This is a genomic window from Curvibacter sp. EU05-FHT14A10, assembly GCF_058791075.1.
In genome coordinates, this window is sequence record NZ_JBYTDE010000004.1 from 85,259 (window position 1) to 103,321 (window position 18,063).

10 protein-coding genes are annotated in these 18,063 nt (G+C 68.7%); 6 read left to right on the forward strand and 4 right to left on the reverse strand.

The window, feature by feature from the left end; translation table 11 throughout:
• Positions 1 to 20: 20 nt before the first annotated feature.
• From AC3WUT_RS09005 to AC3WUT_RS09015, 3 genes are all read right to left on the reverse strand, one after another.
• Positions 21 to 1,016 carry a Bug family tripartite tricarboxylate transporter substrate binding protein gene (locus AC3WUT_RS09005; protein WP_492346751.1) on the reverse strand — a complete coding sequence of 332 codons (996 nt, stop codon included), beginning with the start codon at positions 1,014 to 1,016 and terminating at the stop codon, positions 21 to 23.
• 253 nt (positions 1,017 to 1,269) lie between these two features.
• Positions 1,270 to 2,022, reverse strand: a complete 753-nt coding sequence (locus AC3WUT_RS09010) for a LytR/AlgR family response regulator transcription factor (RefSeq protein ID WP_492346752.1) — start codon at positions 2,020 to 2,022, stop codon at positions 1,270 to 1,272.
• 56 nt (positions 2,023 to 2,078) lie between these two features.
• Positions 2,079 to 3,137, reverse strand: coding sequence for a sensor histidine kinase (locus AC3WUT_RS09015; protein ID WP_492346753.1), 1,059 nt, complete (start codon positions 3,135 to 3,137; stop codon positions 2,079 to 2,081).
• Between the two features lie 71 nt (positions 3,138 to 3,208).
• Between AC3WUT_RS09015 and argH the strand changes: the two genes are divergently transcribed.
• From argH to AC3WUT_RS09030, 3 genes are all read left to right on the forward strand, one after another.
• A complete protein-coding gene (argH, locus tag AC3WUT_RS09020) occupies positions 3,209 to 4,651 on the forward strand; it encodes an argininosuccinate lyase (protein ID WP_492346754.1) in 1,443 nt (480 codons plus the stop codon).
• A 78-nt stretch (positions 4,652 to 4,729) separates the two neighbouring features.
• Positions 4,730 to 5,389, forward strand: coding sequence for a response regulator (locus AC3WUT_RS09025; protein WP_492346755.1), 660 nt, complete (start codon positions 4,730 to 4,732; stop codon positions 5,387 to 5,389).
• Positions 5,386 to 6,720, forward strand: coding sequence for an ATP-binding protein (locus AC3WUT_RS09030; protein WP_492346756.1), 1,335 nt, complete (start codon positions 5,386 to 5,388; stop codon positions 6,718 to 6,720). Before AC3WUT_RS09025 ends, AC3WUT_RS09030 begins: the two co-directional genes overlap by 4 nt.
• A 33-nt stretch (positions 6,721 to 6,753) precedes the next feature.
• Here the strand turns inward: AC3WUT_RS09030 and AC3WUT_RS09035 are convergent, their stop codons facing one another.
• Positions 6,754 to 7,635: an alpha/beta fold hydrolase gene (locus tag AC3WUT_RS09035; protein ID WP_492346757.1), complete on the reverse strand. Its 882-nt coding sequence runs from the start codon at positions 7,633 to 7,635 to the stop codon at positions 6,754 to 6,756.
• Positions 7,636 to 7,894: 259 nt separating this feature from the next.
• On the opposite strand from AC3WUT_RS09035, the gene AC3WUT_RS09040 reads away from it, so the two are divergent.
• The 3 genes from AC3WUT_RS09040 to pbpC all read left to right on the forward strand — a co-directional run bounded on the left by AC3WUT_RS09040 (position 7,895) and on the right by pbpC (position 17,923).
• Positions 7,895 to 9,415, forward strand: a complete 1,521-nt coding sequence (locus AC3WUT_RS09040) for a DegQ family serine endoprotease (protein ID WP_492346758.1) — start codon at positions 7,895 to 7,897, stop codon at positions 9,413 to 9,415.
• A 193-nt stretch (positions 9,416 to 9,608) separates the two neighbouring features.
• Positions 9,609 to 15,593 carry an alpha-2-macroglobulin family protein gene (locus AC3WUT_RS09045; RefSeq protein ID WP_492346759.1) on the forward strand — a complete coding sequence of 1,995 codons (5,985 nt, stop codon included), beginning with the start codon at positions 9,609 to 9,611 and terminating at the stop codon, positions 15,591 to 15,593.
• Positions 15,590 to 17,923: a penicillin-binding protein 1C gene (gene pbpC / locus AC3WUT_RS09050; RefSeq protein ID WP_492346760.1), complete on the forward strand. Its 2,334-nt coding sequence runs from the start codon at positions 15,590 to 15,592 to the stop codon at positions 17,921 to 17,923. The genes AC3WUT_RS09045 and pbpC overlap by 4 nt, the downstream gene beginning before the upstream one ends.
• Positions 17,924 to 18,063: the final 140 nt, after the last annotated feature.

The window sequence follows — 18,063 nt, forward strand, 5'->3', positions numbered from 1 at the left end:
GGTCTTTCGGGTGGGGGGGCTCATTCGGGGCGGATGCCGGCCTGGCGGATCAGCTGCCCCCAGTGCCGCAGTTGCTCGGCCACATACTGGGCAAAGGCTTCGGGGGTGGCGCCCGGCCACACCTGAAAGCCGATCTGGGCCAGCTTGTCTTGCACGTCGGTGTCGGCCAGCACGGCGTTGATCTCGCGGTTGAGCCGCTCGACCACGGGCGGCGGCAGGCCGGCCGGACCGAACACCCCGTTCCACGAGGTCAGGTCGAAGCCCGCCACGGTCTTGCCGATCGGGGGCACGCCGGGCAACAGGCGCGAGGCCTCGGCCGTGGTGATGCCCAGGGTGCGCACCTTGTCGCTCTTGAGCATGCTCATGCCCGAGCCCAGGTCGGCCACATACATCTGCACCTGCCCGCCGACCAGGTCGGTCATGGCCTGGGGGCTGGATTTGTAGGGCACGCCCACGATGTCCAGGCCGGCGATGCGCTTGAGGGTTTCGCTGGCCACCAGCGAGGTGCTGTTGGGCGTGGCATAGCTGAGCTGGCCGGGGTGGGCTTTGGCGTAGGTGATGAACTCGCTCAGGCTGCGGGCCGGTACAGAGGGGTGAATCGCCAGCGCAAACGGCAGTTCACCGACGCCGGCCACGGGGGTGAAGTCTTTGATCGGGTCGTAGCGCAGTTGGGCGAACAAGCTGGGGTTGGCCGAGTGCGAGGTGTTGGTGGTCATGAACAGCGTGTAGCCGTCGGGCTTGGCCTTGGCCACGTACTGCGCGCCCAGCTGCGCGCTGGCACCGGGGCGGTTGTCGATCAGCACGGGTTGTCGCAGTCGTTCGGCCAGCTTTTGGCCCAGGGTGCGGGCCACCGAGTCGGTGCCGCTGCCGGCCGCAAAAGGCACGACCAGGGTGATGGGCCCTGTGGGGTAGGGGTTGGGCGCGGCCGGGGCCGTGCTCAGGCCTTGGGCACGGGTGGCCAGTGGGCCGCCCAGGGCCAGGGCGAACAGGGCCGCGCAGGCATGCAATCGGTTCATGGTGTTGTCTCCAGGAGGGGGCACCGGTCTGTGCCGGCTGCCAGGGCCTGTCGACAGGCCCCGGTGCGCCATCTTGGAGAGGGATGGCCTGCGGGTCCAATTCGAAAAAGAACGCCGCCGATTGCTTTTGTGAATCGTGGCCCTGGGTGGGCCCGCGTCCGCAGCCTGAGCCCATCGATCTGCCCCGTCGTTGAGGCGCTGGAGAGGTGTTGCCCCGGCTTGTGTGGGCCAGGGCATCCCGTGCGGCTCAGTTCTACCTGCTGGCGGCAATCGCCTCGCGCACCGAGGTCAGTTGACGGCGAGACACGGACAGGCGTTCATCGAGGCCCTGCAGGCGCACGGCCCAGCCATCGCCCTCTTCGCTGTCGTAGTGCTTTTCGAGGGCGCGCACCGCCTGGCGGGCCACCAGCGCGTTGCGGTGGATGCGCATGAAGCGGTTGGGGTAGCGGGTTTCGAGGTCGCTCAGCGAGCCGTCGAGGATGTAGCTGCGCACTGCTGTGCGCACGGTCACGTACTTGAGTTCGGCCTTGAAGTACAGCACCTCGGCCAGCGGCACCCGCTCGGTGCGCCCCCGGTCCTGGATGATCAAGTGCTCGGAGGGGTTGTTGTCGGCCTGTGGCTGGCTGCGCTGGGTCTGCAGTCGGCGCTGGGCCTTCAGCAGGGCTTCGCTCAGGCGGTCGGCGCGCACCGGCTTGGTGAGGTAGTCGACCGCGTCGAGGTCGAAGGCCTGCACTGCATGCTCGGCATAGGCCGTGACGAAGATCACCACCGGCGGCCGCCTCAGGGTGCGCAGGTGGTTGGCCAGGCCCAGGCCGTCGGTGCCGGGCATGTGGATGTCGAGCAAGACCACATCGATCGGCTCTCGATCGAGCACGGCCATGGCCGTGACGGCGTTGGTGGCCTCTTGGACGGTGAAGGGGTGGGCTGCGTGCAGGTCGCTGAGCAGCGTTCGCAGACGGGAGCGTGCCAATGCTTCGTCGTCAACGATCAGAAGGTGAAGCTCCATGGTGCTTTCTAGACGTTGATTGAATCCATGCGGCAAGGTTGTCTCCATGCCTCGACTCACGTCGGAAACGTGATTCGGACATGGTAGCGGTCGTCCCTCACGCCAGCACTGAACTCAATTTCGACGTCGTGCAACAAACGCAAGCGGTCGCTTACATTGGCGAGCGCTATCCCGTGACCAGCTGTTTGAGCGGTCGTTTTTTGGGCTTCCGGTGGTAGTGAGTTAATGATATCCAGACGCACTCGCGTCCCCTGAATGCGGGTTCGCACGATCAGCTCGCCGCCCACTGCGCTGGGTTCCACGCCGTGCTTGATGGCGTTCTCCACCAGGGGTTGCAACAACAGAGGCGGCAGCCGGGCCTGCCCGGCCTCGGGATCGAGGTCCCACTGCACGCTCAGGCGCTCGCCGAAGCGCACCTGCTCGATGGCCAGGTAGCGCTGGGCCAGCGCCACCTCCTCGTCAAGGGTGGCGGTCTCGCCGTGTTCGATCAGGGCGGCGCGGAACAGGTCGCTCAGGTCTTCCAGCAGGGTTTCGGCACGGGCGGGCTCGGCGCGCACCAGGGCAATGGCGCTGTTGAGGGTGTTGAACAGAAAGTGCGGCCGGATGCGCGACTGCAGTTCGGCCAGGCGGGCCGTGGTGGCTGCCGGGGTGCGTGCGCGGGCACGCCATACCAGGCTGGCCACCAGCAGCCCGGCCAGCAGGGCGCCAGTGCAGGCGCTGGCCAGCCAGGGCGAATGCTCGATGAAACCGGTCAGGGCCAGCAAGCCGCAGCCGTACAAGCCGGTGACGGCGCCCAGCAGGCTGCCGACCGCGTACTGGGCGGGTGCCGGCAGCCGGGCCAGCAGGTACTTGAGCAGGCAGGCCGAGACCAGCCAGGCCAGGGTTCCGGGCAAGGCGGCGCAGGTGAGCACCCCCGTCAGGCCGATCCAGGCCATGAAGGAGTCGACCGCGTACAACGCGGCCACACCCATCACGGTTTCGACGAACATCACGGCGCGCAGAACCACCCCCAGATGACAGGCGTCGAACACCAGCGCAGCGGTGCTGGCGGGGGGCTTGGGAGCGGTTTGCGCCGCGGTCGGACCGAAGGTCGATAAAATTTGCGAATCTTTCATGGCCTTTCGCCTATTCGGCGACCTCCTGGGCAGCGGCCCAGTGGCCCCCTCGACACGGATTATTGCTTTTCATGACCACCAGCTCCAACGCCAACACGGGTGCCCAAGCCCCTCAAACCGCCGTCAACCAACTCGACAACAAGTCGGAAGGGTGGTCGGCGCTGTTTTCCGAGCCGATGAGCGATCTGGTCAAGCGCTACACCTCCAGCGTGTTCTTCGACAAGCGCCTTTGGCTGGCCGACATCACGGGCTCGTTGGCCCATGCCGACATGCTGGCCACCCAGGGCATCATCGGGACCGATGATCTGGCCTCCATCCAGCGCGGCATGGCCCAGATCCGGGCCGAGATCGAAGCCGGCACGTTTGACTGGAAGCTGGACCTGGAAGACGTTCACCTGAACATCGAGGCCCGCCTGACCCAGCTGGTGGGTGATGCTGGCAAGCGCCTGCACACCGGCCGCAGCCGCAACGACCAGGTGGCCACCGATGTGCGCCTGTGGTTGCGCGGTGAAATCGACTTGATCAGCGGTTTGCTGGTGGACCTGCAAAAAGCCCTGCTCGACATCGCCGCGCGCAATGTCGAAGTGATCCTGCCGGGCTTCACCCACCTGCAGGTGGCCCAGCCGGTGAGTTTTGGCCACCACATGCTGGCCTATGTGGAGATGTTCAGCCGCGACGCTGAGCGCATGGCCGATGTGCGCCGCCGCACCAACCGCCTGCCCCTGGGTGCCGCCGCCCTGGCTGGCACCAGCTACCCGCTGGACCGCGCCCGCGTGGCTGCGACGCTGGGCATGGATGGCGTGTGCCAGAACAGCCTGGACGCCGTGAGCGACCGCGATTTCGCCATCGAGTTCACCGCCGCCGCCTCGCTGGCCATGGTGCACATCAGCCGCCTGTCTGAAGAGCTGATCCTGTGGATGAGCCAGAATTTCGGCTTCATCCAGATCGCCGACCGCTTCACCACTGGCAGCTCGATCATGCCGCAGAAGAAGAACCCCGACGTGCCCGAACTGGCCCGGGGCAAGACCGGCCGCGTGGTGGGGCACCTGATGGGCCTGATCACGCTGATGAAGGGCCAGCCGCTGGCCTACAACAAGGACAACCAGGAAGACAAAGAGCCGTTGTTCGACACGGTGGACACCCTGAAAGACACGCTGCGCATCTTCGCCGAGATGGTCGAAGGCATCACCGTGCGCCCGCAGGCCATGGAAGACGCGGCCAAGCGCGGCTACGCCACCGCCACCGATCTGGCCGACTACCTGGTCAAGAAGGGCCTGCCTTTCCGTGACGCCCACGAGACGGTGGCCCATGCCGTGAAGGCGGCCATCTCGCACAACGTGGACCTGTCCGAACTGCCGCTGGCCGTGCTGCAGCAGTTCAACCCCAGCATCGAGAAGGACGTGTACGAGGTGCTCAGCCTGCGCGGCTCGCTGAACGCCCGCAGTACCCTGGGTGGCACCGCCCCGGATCAGGTTCGCGCCCAGATCGAGCGCCATCGCGCCCGCCTGGCCTGAGCGACCGTCGGCGGTTTCAGCCTGGTCTAAGCCAGCCCGGCCATGCTGGGTGGGTCCAAGTGAACGGAGGGCTCCGAGATGCGTCTGTTGCTGGTTGAAGACGACCCCATGATCGGCCAGGCCGTGCTCGACGTGCTGCGCGCCGAGCACTACGCGGTTGACTGGGTGCGCGATGGCGAGATGGCCGACACGGCCCTGCGCAGCGCCAGCTATGACCTGTTGTTGCTCGACCTGGGCCTGCCGCGGCGCGACGGGCTGCAGGTGCTGCGCGACCTGCGCGCGCGGCGCAGCACTCTGCCGGTGCTGGTGGCCACGGCCCGCGATGCGGTCAGCGACCGCGTGGCGGGGCTGGATGCGGGTGCTGACGACTATGTGGTCAAACCCTTTGACACCGATGAGCTGCTGGCCCGCGTGCGGGCCCTGCTGCGGCGCCAGGCCGGGCAGGCCGGCCCGGTGTTTGAACAGCACGGGGTCAGCCTGAACCCGGCCACCCATGAAGCCCGACTCAATGGTCAGCCGGTGACCCTGTCGGCCCGCGAGTGGGCCGTGCTGGAGCCGCTGATCTCGCGCCCCGGGGTGATCTTTTCGCGTGCCCAGCTCGAAGAAAAGCTCTTCAGCTGGAAGGAAGACATCAGCAGCAACGCGGTCGAGGTCTACATCCATGGCGTGCGCAAAAAGCTCGGCGCCGGCCTGATCCAGACCGTGCGCGGCCTGGGCTACCTGGTGCCGCGCGAATGAGGTGGCGCTGGCGGGTTTCGGCGCGGCATTCGCTGCGGGCGCGCCTGCAGGCACTGGTGCTCGGCACCATCTTGCTGGCCTGTGCCGTGCTGGCCGCCACCGCTTACCGCAATGCCTTGTTCGAGGCCGATGCCCTGTTTGACGAGCACTTGCGCCAGATGGCCCAGGCGGTGCAGCAAGGCGTGCCACTGGGTTGGATCAACCCCGAAGAAGCCAGCGAAGACGCGGGCATCGAGGTACAGATCTGGGGGGCCGATGGCGATTCGCTGTTCCGCTCACCGCGCTCGGTGCTGCCGGGGCGCGCCGTGCTGGGGTTCTCAGACATCCAGAGTGGCGGTGTGCGCTACCGTGTCTACACCTTGCAGACGGCCTTGCAGACGGTGCAGATCGCGCAGGACATGAGTGCGCGCGATGCGCGGGCCCGGGCCCTGGCTTTCCGGGCCGTGCTGCCCTTGCTGGGCATCACCCCGATGCTGATGCTGGTGGTGGGCTGGATCATCGGGCGCGCCCTGCGCCCGGTGCAGCGCATGCAGCGCCAGGTGGCCAGGCGCAGCGCCGACGACCTGTCGCCCCTGCCCGAGCAGGGCCTGCCCGACGAGGTGCGCCCGCTGGTGGGCGAGCTCAACGCGCTGTTCGCGCGTGTGCAGAGCACGCTGCAGGCTCAGCGGCACTTTGTGGCCGATGCCGCGCATGAACTCCGTTCACCCCTGACGGCGTTGCGGCTGCAGATGCAGGCCCTGCAGCGCGCGGCCGACGAACCCGCGCGCGAGCTGGCGGCCCAGCGTCTGCGCCAGGGCATCGAGCGGGCCATCGACCTGGTTGGCCAGTTGCTGCTGCTGGCGCGCCAGGAGTCGGCCCCCGAGGCCCAGGCCCAGCCGGTTGACCTGCTGGCCCTGACCCGCGAGGTACTGGCCGAATGCCTGCCGCTGGCGGGTGCGCGGGGTCTGGACCTGGGGGTCGATCAGGCCGATGCGCTGACAGTGCCTGGCCAGGCCGAGGCCTTGCGCGTGCTGCTGCGCAACCTGGTGGACAACGCCATCAAATACACGCCGGGCCCGGGCACGATTGACGTCTCGCTGCTGCGCCAGGCGGATGGCACAGTCGCCTGGGTGGTTGAGGACAGTGGGCCTGGCATCCCGGCCGCCGATCGTGCCCGGGTGTTTGACCGCTTCAAGCGTGGCGAGGGCGTGGCCGAGGTGCCAGGCAGCGGCCTGGGGCTGGCCATCGTCGAGGCGGTGGCGCGTCAGCACGGCGCCCGGGTCAATCTGGATGAGTCGGAGCGCCTGGGCGGCTTGAAGGTGACCGTGGCCTTCGGGGCCGTGGCCGGCTGAGGCCGGCCCGGTCTGAGTTTGTTCTGAGCGCGCTCAGTGCATCTTCAGGTGCGGCAGCAGGGCCGCCAGCAAGGCCTGCACCACGCCCGGTGGCAGATCGTGGCCCATGCCCTCGATGGTGAGCAACCTGGCCCCCGGAATGCGCCGGGCGGTGTCTTCGCCGCAGGCCACCGGCAGCAACGGGTCTTGCCGACCATGCACCACCAGCGTTGGCACACGCAACTGGGCCAGCGCGTGGGCCCGCTGGGTGTCGGCCAGCACCGCCGCCAGTTGCCGTACCACGCCTTCGGGGTACACGGCCCGGTGAATGCCGGCCAGCAGCCGCTTGCGCTGGTCCTCCAGGTCTTGCGGAAAGCATGGACTGCGCAGCAGGTGGAACAGCGCCTGCTGGTTCGCCAGCAGGCTGGCCGTGTCAAGGCTGGCGGGGGGGCGCCGCAGCGCGGTGCGCACGGCCCGTTCGGGGCCTGGCAGGTGACGGGCGCCGCTGCTGCTCATCACGCTGCAAAGGCTGCGCACCCGGCCCGGGGCCAACAAGGCCATGTGCTGGCCGATCATGCCTCCCAGGTCCACCCCCAGCACATGGGTGCGCTCGATGTCCAGTGCATCCAGCAGCGACACGGTGTCCAGGGCCATGTCCTGCAGCGAGTACGGGGGGCGGATCGGCAGGCCCACCAAGCGGCGCAGCCAGGCCCACGGCAGCCCGGGCACGCCCAGTTCCGGAAAGCGCTGCGACAAGCCTGCATCGCGGTTGTCGAAGCGGATCACTCGGTAGCCCTCGGCCAGCAAGGTGTCCACCAGACGCGAGGGCCAGGAGATCAGCTGCATGCCCAGGCCCATGATCAACAGCACCACCGGGGCCTTGGCGGGTCCCTGGTCACGGATTTCAAGGTCAATCAGGCGGGTCTGGAGTTTCATGTCGTGCAGGGCGGTCCAAGGGGACTGCAGTGGAGGAGGGGCCTGCAATCCGGCGCGAATGTACTGGCTGGACGTGGCGAATGGGTAGCCAGAAGGCCTGTTTGAAACCATTGATGACGTGGCTTACAACACCCTTCGCGCTTGCATTGATTGGCTTCAGATGAGGTCGGACGGCTTCAAGGCGGGCGGTTTAAGACAGCGCTAAGACTGGCCGGGCACATTGCTTTCATCGCAACACCGTTTTGGTCAGGAGTCTTCGATGAAAAACACCGTTCAATGGCCCGCATCCCGCCTGGTCATGGCCCTGCTGGTGGCGGGCGCCCTTGGGGGCGCTGGCGTGTCGGCCGTGCAGATGGGCTTGGCCCACGCCCAGACGCCCCCGGCGCTGGTGGCCGCTGCCGGCCCTGCGGCCACTGCGCCGGTCGGCGCGGTGCAGGCGCCTGACTTTTCGGTCATCACCGAGCGTTACGGCCCGGCCGTGGTCAACATCAGCGTCGTGGGCACCACCCGCGTCAGCAATGAATTCAATGACGATGACGACGAGGCCAACGCCCAGGGGATGCCCCAGGACATGCCCCCGGCGATTGCCGAGTTCTTCCGCCGCTTCGGTGGCCCCATGCCCGGCCAACGTCAGGGTCCGCGTGCCCAGGAAACCCCCACCCGGGGCCAGGGCTCGGGCTTCATCGTCAGTGAGGATGGTGTGATCCTGACCAATGCCCACGTGGTCAAGGGCGCCAAAGAGGTCACGGTCAAGCTGACCGACCGGCGTGAATTTCGCGCCAAGGTGCTGGGCTCTGACCCGCGCACCGACGTGGCGGTGATCAAGGTTGATGCCAAGAACCTGCCGGTGGTCAAGTTCGGCCACATGGCCGATCTGAAGGTGGGCGAATGGGTGCTGGCCATCGGCTCGCCCTTCGGTTTCGAGAACACGGTGACGGCTGGCGTGGTCAGCGCCAAGGGCCGCTCGCTGCCGGACGACACGGCCGTGCCCTTCATCCAGACCGACGTGGCCATCAACCCCGGCAACTCGGGCGGGCCGCTGTTCAATGCCCGAGGCGAGGTGGTCGGCATCAATTCGCAGATCTACAGCCGCACCGGCGGCTACCAGGGCGTGTCCTTCGCGATTCCGGTGGATGTGGCGATCCGTATCCGCGACCAGATCGTGGCCACTGGCAAGGTTGAACATGCTCGCCTCGGCGTGGTGGTGCAAGAGGTCAACCAGACCCTGGCCGATTCGTTCAAGCTCGACCGGCCTGAGGGTGCGCTGGTGTCCAGCATTGAGAAGGGGGGCCCGGCGGAGCGCGCCGGCCTGCAACCCGGAGACGTGATCCGTCAGGTGAATGGCCAGCGCATCGTCTCTTCGGGGGATCTGCCGGCTCTGATTGCCCTGGCTTCGCCGGGCGACAAGGTCAGCATCGAGGTCTGGCGCAAGGGCAGCACCGAAAAGCTGCAGGCCCAGTTGGTGAAGGTGGGCGACAAGACCGCCAAGGCCGAGGGCGACAAGTCTGCGGACCAGGGCAAGCTGGGCCTGGCCCTGCGCCCACTGCAGCCGCAGGAGCGCGAACAGATCGGCGCTGAAAGCGGCCTGCTGGTGCAGGACGCCCGGGGTGCTGCGGCGCGGGCCGGTGTGCAGCAAGGCGACGTGCTGCTGGCCGTCAATGGCACCAACGTCCGCTCGGTGGATCAGGTGCGTGAGGCGGTGGCCAAATCAGACAAGTCGGTGGCCTTGCTGATCCAGCGCGGTGAGCAGCGCATCTTTGTGCCGATCCGGCTGGGTTGACCGGCCAGGGGCCTGGGTGCCCCACGCCCTTGAACACAAGCCCCCGCAGCGCGGGGGCTTGTTGCATTGAGGCCCTGATCGGGTGGATCGTGATCCATGCACTGGCCGATGGCCACCTGTTTCTCATACGATGCGATCCGGAGCTGGCTCGGGGGGATGCTTTTGTCCTCCAGAGCCGGTCGAGGAGGTGCGTATGAACAAGAAATCCCCCATACAGAAGGCCTTGCGACAGGCGCGAGCTGCGCTGTGGGCCGGCATGGTCTTGCTGGCCAGCGGCGCCCAGGCGCTGCAGATCAGCCAGCTTTCACCCCAGGGCGAGGTGGCCCAGGTGCGCCAGGTGCTGGCGCGCTTTGATGAGCCTGCCGTCACCTTTGGTGACCCGGCTGCGTCGGCCCCCCTGAGCCTGGTCTGTGACGACAGCGCCGCCAGCAAGGGCAGCGGACGCTGGCTCAGTGAGCGCGAATGGGCGTTTGATTTCGAGCGCGACCTGCCGCCCGGCGTGGCTTGTGAGCTGCAGGCCCGGGCCGGTTTCACCTCGCCCAAGGGCGTGGCCCTGAGTGGGCGCAACCGCTTCCGCTTCAACACGGGTGGACCGTTTGTGCAGAGCATCCGGCCCGGGAACTATGCGCCCATCGATGAGGGGCAGTTTTTTCTTTTGCAATTCAATGGCCCAGCCACAGCGGCCAGTGTGCAGGCCCGGGTGAGCTGTGAGATGCAAGGCCTGGGTGAGCGCATGCCCGTGAAGCCGCTGGACGCGCCGGATCGCACGGCCTTGTTGCAGGCACTGGGCCTCAGCAAGGCGGCTGCCGCGGAGCCCTTGCGCTACCACACGGTGCGTTGCCCGCGCCAGATGGCCTCCGGTTCGACGCTGGATCTGGTCGTCGGTCAAGGCGTGGCCACCCCGGGGGGGGTGCTCAGCAGTCAGGGCAAACGCTGGCGCTACCAGGTGCGTGAAGCCTTCACCGCCAGTTTCAGCTGTGAGCGCGAAAACGCGCAGGCCGCCTGCCTGCCGATCCGGCCCATGACGCTGCGCTTCAATGCGGCGGTGCCGCGGCGCCTGGCCGAGGGGGTGCGTCTGCAGCACGACGGCGGCAGCCTGAGCCCCAGCCTGGACCCGGCCGAGGACGGCGCCGACGGCGCGGTCACCTCACTGAGCTTCAACGGGCTGTTCCCGGAGCGCAAGAGTTACCGATTGACCCTGCCCGGTGGCTTTGCCGATGTCTCGGGGCGGCCGCTGAGCAATGCCGCCACCTTTCCGCTGGCGGTGGCCACCGGCGCCATGCCGCCGCTGGCCAAGTTTGCTGCCGCCCCGTTTGGGGTGATCGAGCGCCTCGCCGAGCCCGGCGGCCCGGCCTTGCTGCCGGTCACGCTGCGCCAGGTCGAACCCGCTTTGCAAGTGAAGGGCCTGAGCCCGGGCCAGGTGCGTGATCTGCAGCCGAAGAACGACGCTGACATCATTGCCTGGTACCGCAAGGTGCAGGCCTACGACGCTTTCTGGGTGCCCCGCAGCCGGGCGGCCCGCGACGTGAAGGGCCCCTTGCCCAAAGAGGTCTTGCCCGACACCCGTGGCCAGGTCGAGTCGCGCATGCTGTCGCTGATCGACGGCCTTGCGGGCGTGAAGGCGCTGGACCTGCCCAAGACCGAGGGCCCCGATCCACGCCCCTTCGAGGTGGTGGGCATTCCGCTGAGCCCGGGCTTCCACGTGGTCGAGATCCAGTCCCGCCGGTTGGGCGAAAAGCTGCTGGCCGAAGGCTACGGGCCTGGGCGCAGCATGGTGGTGCGCACCTCTGCCCTGGTCACCAACCTGGGGGTGCATTTCAAGCTGGGGCGTGAGAACGCCCAGGCCTGGGTCACCACCCTCGACAAAGGCACGGTGGTGGCCGGTGCGCTGGTGCGGGTGTCGGACTGCGCGGGCCGTGAGCTGGCCCAGGGCCGCACCAATGCCCAGGGGCTGATCGACTTTGGCAACCTGGCGCCCAAGCCCCCGGCCTGTCCACAACGCGGCCCCCGCACCCGGGACGGCGAAGAGTCGGATGACGCCGACTACCGCGAGGCCTACTTCGTCAGCGCCCGTGCCAAGGGCCCCGACGGTGTGGAAGACCTGGCCTTCACCTGGAGCGACTGGAACCGGGGCATCGAATCCTGGCGCTTCAATGTGCCCACCAGCCAGGAGGCGAAGGCCGACGTGCGGGCCCACACCGTGTTCGACCGCATGCTGTTGCGGGCCGGCGAGACGGTGGCCATGAAGCATTTCCTGCGCACGGAGACCCGCCAGGGCCTGGGCTTGCCCCCCCAGGGGCCGGCCACCGTGGTCATCACCCATGAGGGCAGTGGCCAGCAGTTCAGCCTGCCCCTGCATTGGCGCCAGACAGCCAGCGGCGGCTTCAGTGCCGAGAGCGAGTTCGCCATTCCCCCCGCGGCCAAGCTGGGGGTCTACAGCGTGAGCCTCAATGGTCAGCCAAGTGGGCAGTTCCGGGTGGAAGAGTTCCGGCTGCCGGTATTGCAAGGCCAGATCGGCCCCGTGGGCAAGGGCCCGCTGGTCCACCTGGACAGCCTGCCCACCCAGGTACAGATCAGCTACGTTTCGGGCGGGCCGGCGGCCCAGTTGCCGGTGCGGGTGTCGGCGCTGGTGCGCCCGCACGCCACGGCCTTTGCCGATTACGACGATTTCAGCTTCAACCCGCCGCGCGGGCCCCAGGTGGCCAGCGAGCAGGCGGACGAAGAACAACCCCAAGCCGCCCAGGACCAGCGGGTGGTGGCCGACAAGCTGCCGTTGTTGCTGGATCGCCAGGGCAGTGGGCGACTGACCCTGCCCGAGCTGCCTGCCTCGCGCCAGGCCCAGGACCTGCTGCTGGAGGCGCGCTACGCCGACCCCAACGGCGAGGTGCAGACCCTGCGCAGCCAGCAGGTGTTGTGGCCGGCGGCGGTGGTGCCGGGCCTCAAGACCGAAGGCTGGGTGGCCAGCGGCCAGACCCTGCGCTTCCAGGCCCTGGCACTGAACACGGCCGGCCGGGCCCAGGCCGATGTGCCACTGGAGGTGCGTGCCGTGGCGCGCCGCACCACCACCAGCCGCAAACGCATGGTGGGTGGCTTTTATGCCTATGACAACCAGAGCAGCCGCCAGGAGCTGGGCACGGTATGCAGTGGGCGCAGTGACGGCCGGGGCCTGCTGTTGTGCGAGACCACGCTGCGCGAGGCTGGCGAGATCGAGCTGGTGGTGACCGCCAAGGACGGCCAGGGCCACGAGGCCCAGGCCGCCGGCACGGTGTGGATCACGCGCCAGGGCGAGTTGTGGTTTGGTGGCGACAACCACGACCGCATCGATGTGCTGCCCGAAAAGAAGAGCTACCAGCCCGGCGAGACCGCACGCTTGCAAGTGCGCATGCCCTTCCGCTATGCCACTGCCCTGGTGTCGGTCGAGCGTGAGGGGGTCTTGCACTCCGAGGTGGTGCAGCTCAATGGGCAGGACCCGACGGTGCAGCTCAAAGTGCAGCCGGGCTGGGGCCCGAATGTCTATGTGAGCGTGCTGGCCCTGCGCGGGCGCCTGCGCGAGGTGCCCTGGTACAGCTTTTTCTCCTGGGGCTACAAGGCCCCGCGCGAGTGGTGGACCGCGTTCTGGTTCGAGGGCCGCGAGTACGTGGCCCCTTCGGCCCTGGTCGATCTCAGCAAACCCGCCTTCCGCCTGGGCCTGGCCGAACTGCGGGTGGGCACGGCGGCCCATCGCATCGATGTGAAGGTGGGCACCGACAAGGCCGGCTACGGGGTGCGTGGCCAGGCCCAGGTGACGCTGCGCGCCACGTTGCCGGATGGCCGGCCCGCAGCCAACGCCGAAGTCGCCGTGGCCGTGGTGGACCAGGCCCTGCTGGAGCTGATGCCCAACACCAGCTGGAACGTGCTGGACGCCATGCTGCAGCGTCGCGCCTGGGGGGTGGAGACGTCCACGGCCCAGATGGAGATCGTGGGCCGGCGCCACTACGGCCGCAAGGCGGTGGCGGCGGGCGGCGGTGGGGGGCGCAGCAACACGCGCGAACTGCTGGACACCCTGCTGCTGTGGCAGCCGCGGGTGCAGCTCGATGCGCAGGGCCAGGCCACGCTCAAGGTACCGCTGAACGACGCCATCACCACCTTCCAGGTGGTGGCGGTGGCCGATGCTGGCGCTGGCCTGTTCGGCACTGGCCAGGCGGCGATCCGCGTCACGCAAGACCTGCAGATCATCAGTGGCTTGCCGCCGCTGGTGCGTGAGGACGACCAGTTCCGCGCCCAGTTCACCCTGCGCAACACCACGGCCAAGCCCATGAAGGTGCAGGTCAGCGCACGCGCCACCTTGCTGGCACCGCCGCCTCAGTCCCTGGACATCCCGCCTGGCGAGGCGCGCGAAGTGGCCTGGACGGTGACGGCCCCTGCACAACTGGGCCAGACCCGCGCCCAGGCCCTGCTGTGGGAGATCGAGGCCAAGGACAGCCTCAGCGGCGCCCGAGACGCCTTGAAGGCCAGCCAGCGCCTGATCCCGGTCACCCCGCTCACGGTGCGCCAGGCCACCCTGGTGCAACTCGACGGGCCCTACAGCCTGGACGTGGCCTTGCCGGCCGGGGCCCTGCCGGGCCGCGGCGGCCTCAAGCTGGCCTTGCAGCCACGGCTGGCCGACGGCTTGCCCGGTGTGCGGGACTGGTTTGCGAACTACCCCTTCATCTGCCTGGAGCAGAAGACCAGCAAGGCCGTGGGCCTGCGTGATGCCCGCCTGTGGCAGACCGTGCTGGCCCAGATGCCTGGCTACCTCGACAGCGACGGCCTGGCCAGCTACTTTCCGCCGCGCGATGGCGATGCCCAGCGTGGCAGCGATGTGCTCAGCGCCTACCTGCTGGCAGCCACCGATGAGGCCGCCGGGCTGAACCCCGCCTTTGCGCTGCCCGACGCGCTGCGCGACGCCCTGGCCCGCGGTCTGACCGCCTTTGTCGAGGGGCGCATCAGCCGTGATTTCTGGAGCCCGCGCAAGGACCTGGACATGCGCAAGATCGCCGCCATCGAGGCCTTGTCGCGCTACGGCCTGGCCCCGGCACGGCTGCTGGGCAGCGTGACCGTGGCCCCCAACCAGTGGCCCACCCACACCGTCATCGATTGGTTCAACATCCTGCGCCGCGTGAAAGACATCCCGCAGCGCGAGCAGCGCCTGGCCGAGGCCAGCCAGGTGTTGCGTGCCCGCCTGTCCTACCAGGGCAGCAAGGTGGTGTTCAGCACGGAGGCCGACGATGCCTGGTGGTGGATGATGCAAAACGGCGACGTGAACGCCGCCCGGCTCTTGCTGGCCGTGCAGGACGACCCGGCCTGGAAGGACGATCTAGGGCGCCTGGCCGCCGGCTTCATCGGCCGTCAGCAGAACGGCGCCTGGCGCACCACCACCGCCAATCTGTGGGGCGGCCTGGCGCTGGAGAAGTTCTCGGCCCGATTCGAGACCGCTCCGGTCACCGGCAGCACCCGGGCCAGCCTGGGCCCCGCCAGCGGCAACGTGGACTGGGCCCGGGTCGAACGGGCCAAGCCTGCTGACAGCGCCGGTGCGCCCCACCAGACCACGGCCTTCGGGGCCCCCGCGGCGCCGGGCGGCTGGCGCAACAACACCCTGGAGCTGCCCTGGCCGGCAGAGGGCACCAAGGGCGCCCAGGCTGCGCTGGCGGTCAGCCAGGCGGGTAGCGGCAAGCCCTGGCTCACGGTGCAAGCCCTGGCGGCCGTGCCGCTCAAGGCCCCGGTCAACGCCGGCTACCAGATCCGCAAGACCGTCACGCCCCTGGAGCAGGCCGTCAAAGGCCGTTACAGCCGCAGCGATGTGCTGCGGGTCACGCTGGAGGTGACGGCCAGCGCCGACATGAGCTGGGTGGTGCTGAGCGACCCGGTGCCCGCTGGGGCCACCGTGCTGGGCAGCGGTCTGGGGCGCGATTCCGAGATCGCCACCCAGGGTGAAAGGCGGCAGGGCAATGCCTGGCCGGCCTTTGAAGAGCGCAGCTTCGAGGCCTTCCGCAGCTATTACGAGTACCTGCCCAAGGGCACGATCAAGCTGGACTACACGCTGCGCCTGAACAACGTGGGGCGCTTTGCCCTGCCGCCCAGCCGCGTGGAGGCCCTGTACGCGCCCGAGATGTTTGGCGAGGCTCCGAACGAGGTGCTGAAGGTGGAACCCACCCCATGAGGGGCCTGCTGCGCCGGGCCCTGAGCGGGGTCTTGCTGCTGACCACGACGGCCGCCCTGGCCTTGCCCAGCTTTGAGGAGGTGCGGCAAAGCCATCGCCCCAGCGACCTGCTGGTGCTGGACCGCGACGGTGAGCCCTTGCAGACCGTGCGCACCGACCCCTCGGTGCGCCGGGGCCCCTGGATCGCCCTGGAAGATGTGTCGCCTGCGCTGCGCACGGCCCTGTTGCTCAGCGAAGACAAGCGTTTTTACGAGCACAGCGGGGTGGACTGGCCGGCCGTTTCGGCGGCCGCCTGGGGGCAGCTGTGGCACGGCCGCACCCGCGGGGCCTCCACCGTGACCATGCAGCTGGCCGGCCTGCTCGATGGTGATTGGCGGCAGCGCAGCGGTGGGCGCAGCGTGGTGCAAAAGCTGGGGCAGACGGTGGCCGCCCAGGTGCTGGAGCGGCGTTGGCGCAAAGACCAGATCCTGGAGGCCTACCTGAACCTGCTGCCGTTTCGGGGCGAGTTGGTGGGCATCGACGCCCTGTCGCGCACCCTGTTCGGCAAGGCCGCGCAGGGCCTGGACCTGCGCGAAGCCGCCATCGCCACGGCGTTGGTGCGCGCCCCCAATGCGCCCGAGGCCCAGGTGGCCCGCCGCGCCTGCGGTGTGTTGGGGGCGGTGCAGGCAGCGCTCAAGCCAGACAAGCCAGATTGCGAGGCCCTTGACCTGCTGGTGGCCGGGGCCTTGCAGCGCCGCGCGTTGGAGGGCAGCAGCGGCGTGGCCCCGCACTGGGCGCGCCGGGTACTGAAGCGTCTGCCCGCGGGCGGGCGCGGCCTGGCCAGCGTGCGCAGCACCGTGCGGGCCCCCTTGCAGCGCTTTGCGGTGCAGACCCTGCAACGCCATCTGAGCGAGCTGGCTGGCCGCCATGTCGAAGACGGCGCCCTGGTGGTGCTGGACAACGCCAGTGGCGAGGTGCTGGCCTGGGTGGGCTCGTCGGGGGCGCTGAGCCGGGCCCGTGAGGTGGACGGTGTGCTGGCGCGGCGCCAGGTGGGCTCCACCCTCAAGCCTTTTCTGTATGCCCAGGCCCTGGCCGAACGGCGTTTGACTGCGGCCTCGCTGCTCGATGATTCGCCGGCCTACATCCCCACGCCGGGCGGGCTGTACATCCCGCAGAACTACGATCACCACTTCAAGGGCTGGGTCTCGGCGCGCAGCGCGCTGGCCGCCTCGCTCAACGTCCCGGCGGTGCGCGTGCTGGCCCTGGTGTCGCCCGATGCGCTGCACCGCCAATTGCGCGCAGCCGGCCTGCCGCTGCGTGAAAGCGGCGATTACTACGGCTACAGCCTGGCCCTGGGCAGCCCGGAACTGCCCCTGCTGGATCTGAGCAATGCCTACCGCACCTTGGCCAACGCGGGCCAGGCCGGCGAGCTGGCATCGCCTGTGCTGCCGGGCTTACCCGTCGCACCCGTCAGCAGGCCCTCGCGCCGCGCGCTGGACCCCGCGGCGGCCTGGCTGGTGGGCGACATCCTGAGCGATCCCAACGCCCGGGCCCGCACCTTCGGTACCGACAGCGTGCTGGCCACCCGCTTCTGGAGCGCGGTCAAGACCGGCACCAGCAAGGACATGCGCGACAACTGGGCTGTGGGCTGGTCGCAGCGCTACACCGTGGGGGTGTGGGTGGGCAATGCCAGCGGCAAGCCCATGCATGATGTCAGCGGCACCACCGGCGCCGCGCCGGTGTGGGCCGAGGTGATGAACTTTCTGCACGCCCGCCAGTCCAGCCTGCCGGCCAAGCCGCCGCCCGGCCTGGTGCAGGTCGAGGTGCGTTTTGCCCAGGTCCGGGCCGAGGGGCGCGACGACGCGGCCTGGGGCGGCTCGTCGGCCTGGCTGGAGGCGCCACGCCGCGAATGGTTTCTGGCCGGCACCGAGCAGGCGGTGTTCCAGGCGCGGGCGCCTTCGGCAGTGGACCGGCCTGCTGGCCACCCGACGGTCTCTGGGCAGACCGCCGAGCGTCGGCGGCGCAGCCCCGCGGCGGCGCCCCCTGTGCTGGAGGCCCGCATTGCCGAGCCGGCCACGGGCACCATCGTGGCCTTGGACCCGGACATTCCGCCGGCCCATCAACGGCTGAACTTTCGTGCCACCGCCGTCGCATCGGCGGACGGCGCCGAAGCCGACCTGCGCTGGCGCCTGGATGACCAGCCCGTCGGGCGGGGCCCGGTGTGGTCCTGGTTGCCCTGGCCTGGACGGCATCGGATGCAACTCACCAATGCACAAGGGCAGGTGCTCGATGAGATCCGACTGGAGGTGCGCGGCGCCGGACTGCGGGCGCAGGCCCCGGCTTCGCGTTGAACCAGGCGGGTTGTTATGAAAGCTTGAGCGGTAGCGTGGTGTTTTTATCAATAAATAGATGAATTTCGTACTTGCTGGCACTTCAAGGGGCTCGGTGAACCGCTTTCTTGTGGTTCAGTCCGCTTGCTCGCCCCCTGGCT

Excerpts from the sequence above, each read along its gene's own strand:
- AC3WUT_RS09005 (WP_492346751.1), bottom strand. The coding sequence starts at position 1,016 with ATGAACCGATTGCATGCCTGCGCGGCCCTGTTCGCCCTGGCCCTGGGC.
- AC3WUT_RS09010 (WP_492346752.1), bottom strand. The coding sequence starts at position 2,022 with ATGGAGCTTCACCTTCTGATCGTTGACGACGAAGCATTGGCACGCTCC.
- AC3WUT_RS09015 (WP_492346753.1), bottom strand. The coding sequence starts at position 3,137 with ATGAAAGATTCGCAAATTTTATCGACCTTCGGTCCGACCGCGGCGCAA.
- argH (WP_492346754.1), top strand. The coding sequence starts at position 3,209 with ATGACCACCAGCTCCAACGCCAACACGGGTGCCCAAGCCCCTCAAACC.
- AC3WUT_RS09025 (WP_492346755.1), top strand. The coding sequence starts at position 4,730 with ATGCGTCTGTTGCTGGTTGAAGACGACCCCATGATCGGCCAGGCCGTG.
- AC3WUT_RS09030 (WP_492346756.1), top strand. The coding sequence starts at position 5,386 with ATGAGGTGGCGCTGGCGGGTTTCGGCGCGGCATTCGCTGCGGGCGCGC.
- AC3WUT_RS09035 (WP_492346757.1), bottom strand. The coding sequence starts at position 7,635 with ATGAAACTCCAGACCCGCCTGATTGACCTTGAAATCCGTGACCAGGGA.
- AC3WUT_RS09040 (WP_492346758.1), top strand. The coding sequence starts at position 7,895 with ATGAAAAACACCGTTCAATGGCCCGCATCCCGCCTGGTCATGGCCCTG.
- AC3WUT_RS09045 (WP_492346759.1), top strand. The coding sequence starts at position 9,609 with ATGAACAAGAAATCCCCCATACAGAAGGCCTTGCGACAGGCGCGAGCT.
- pbpC (WP_492346760.1), top strand. The coding sequence starts at position 15,590 with ATGAGGGGCCTGCTGCGCCGGGCCCTGAGCGGGGTCTTGCTGCTGACC.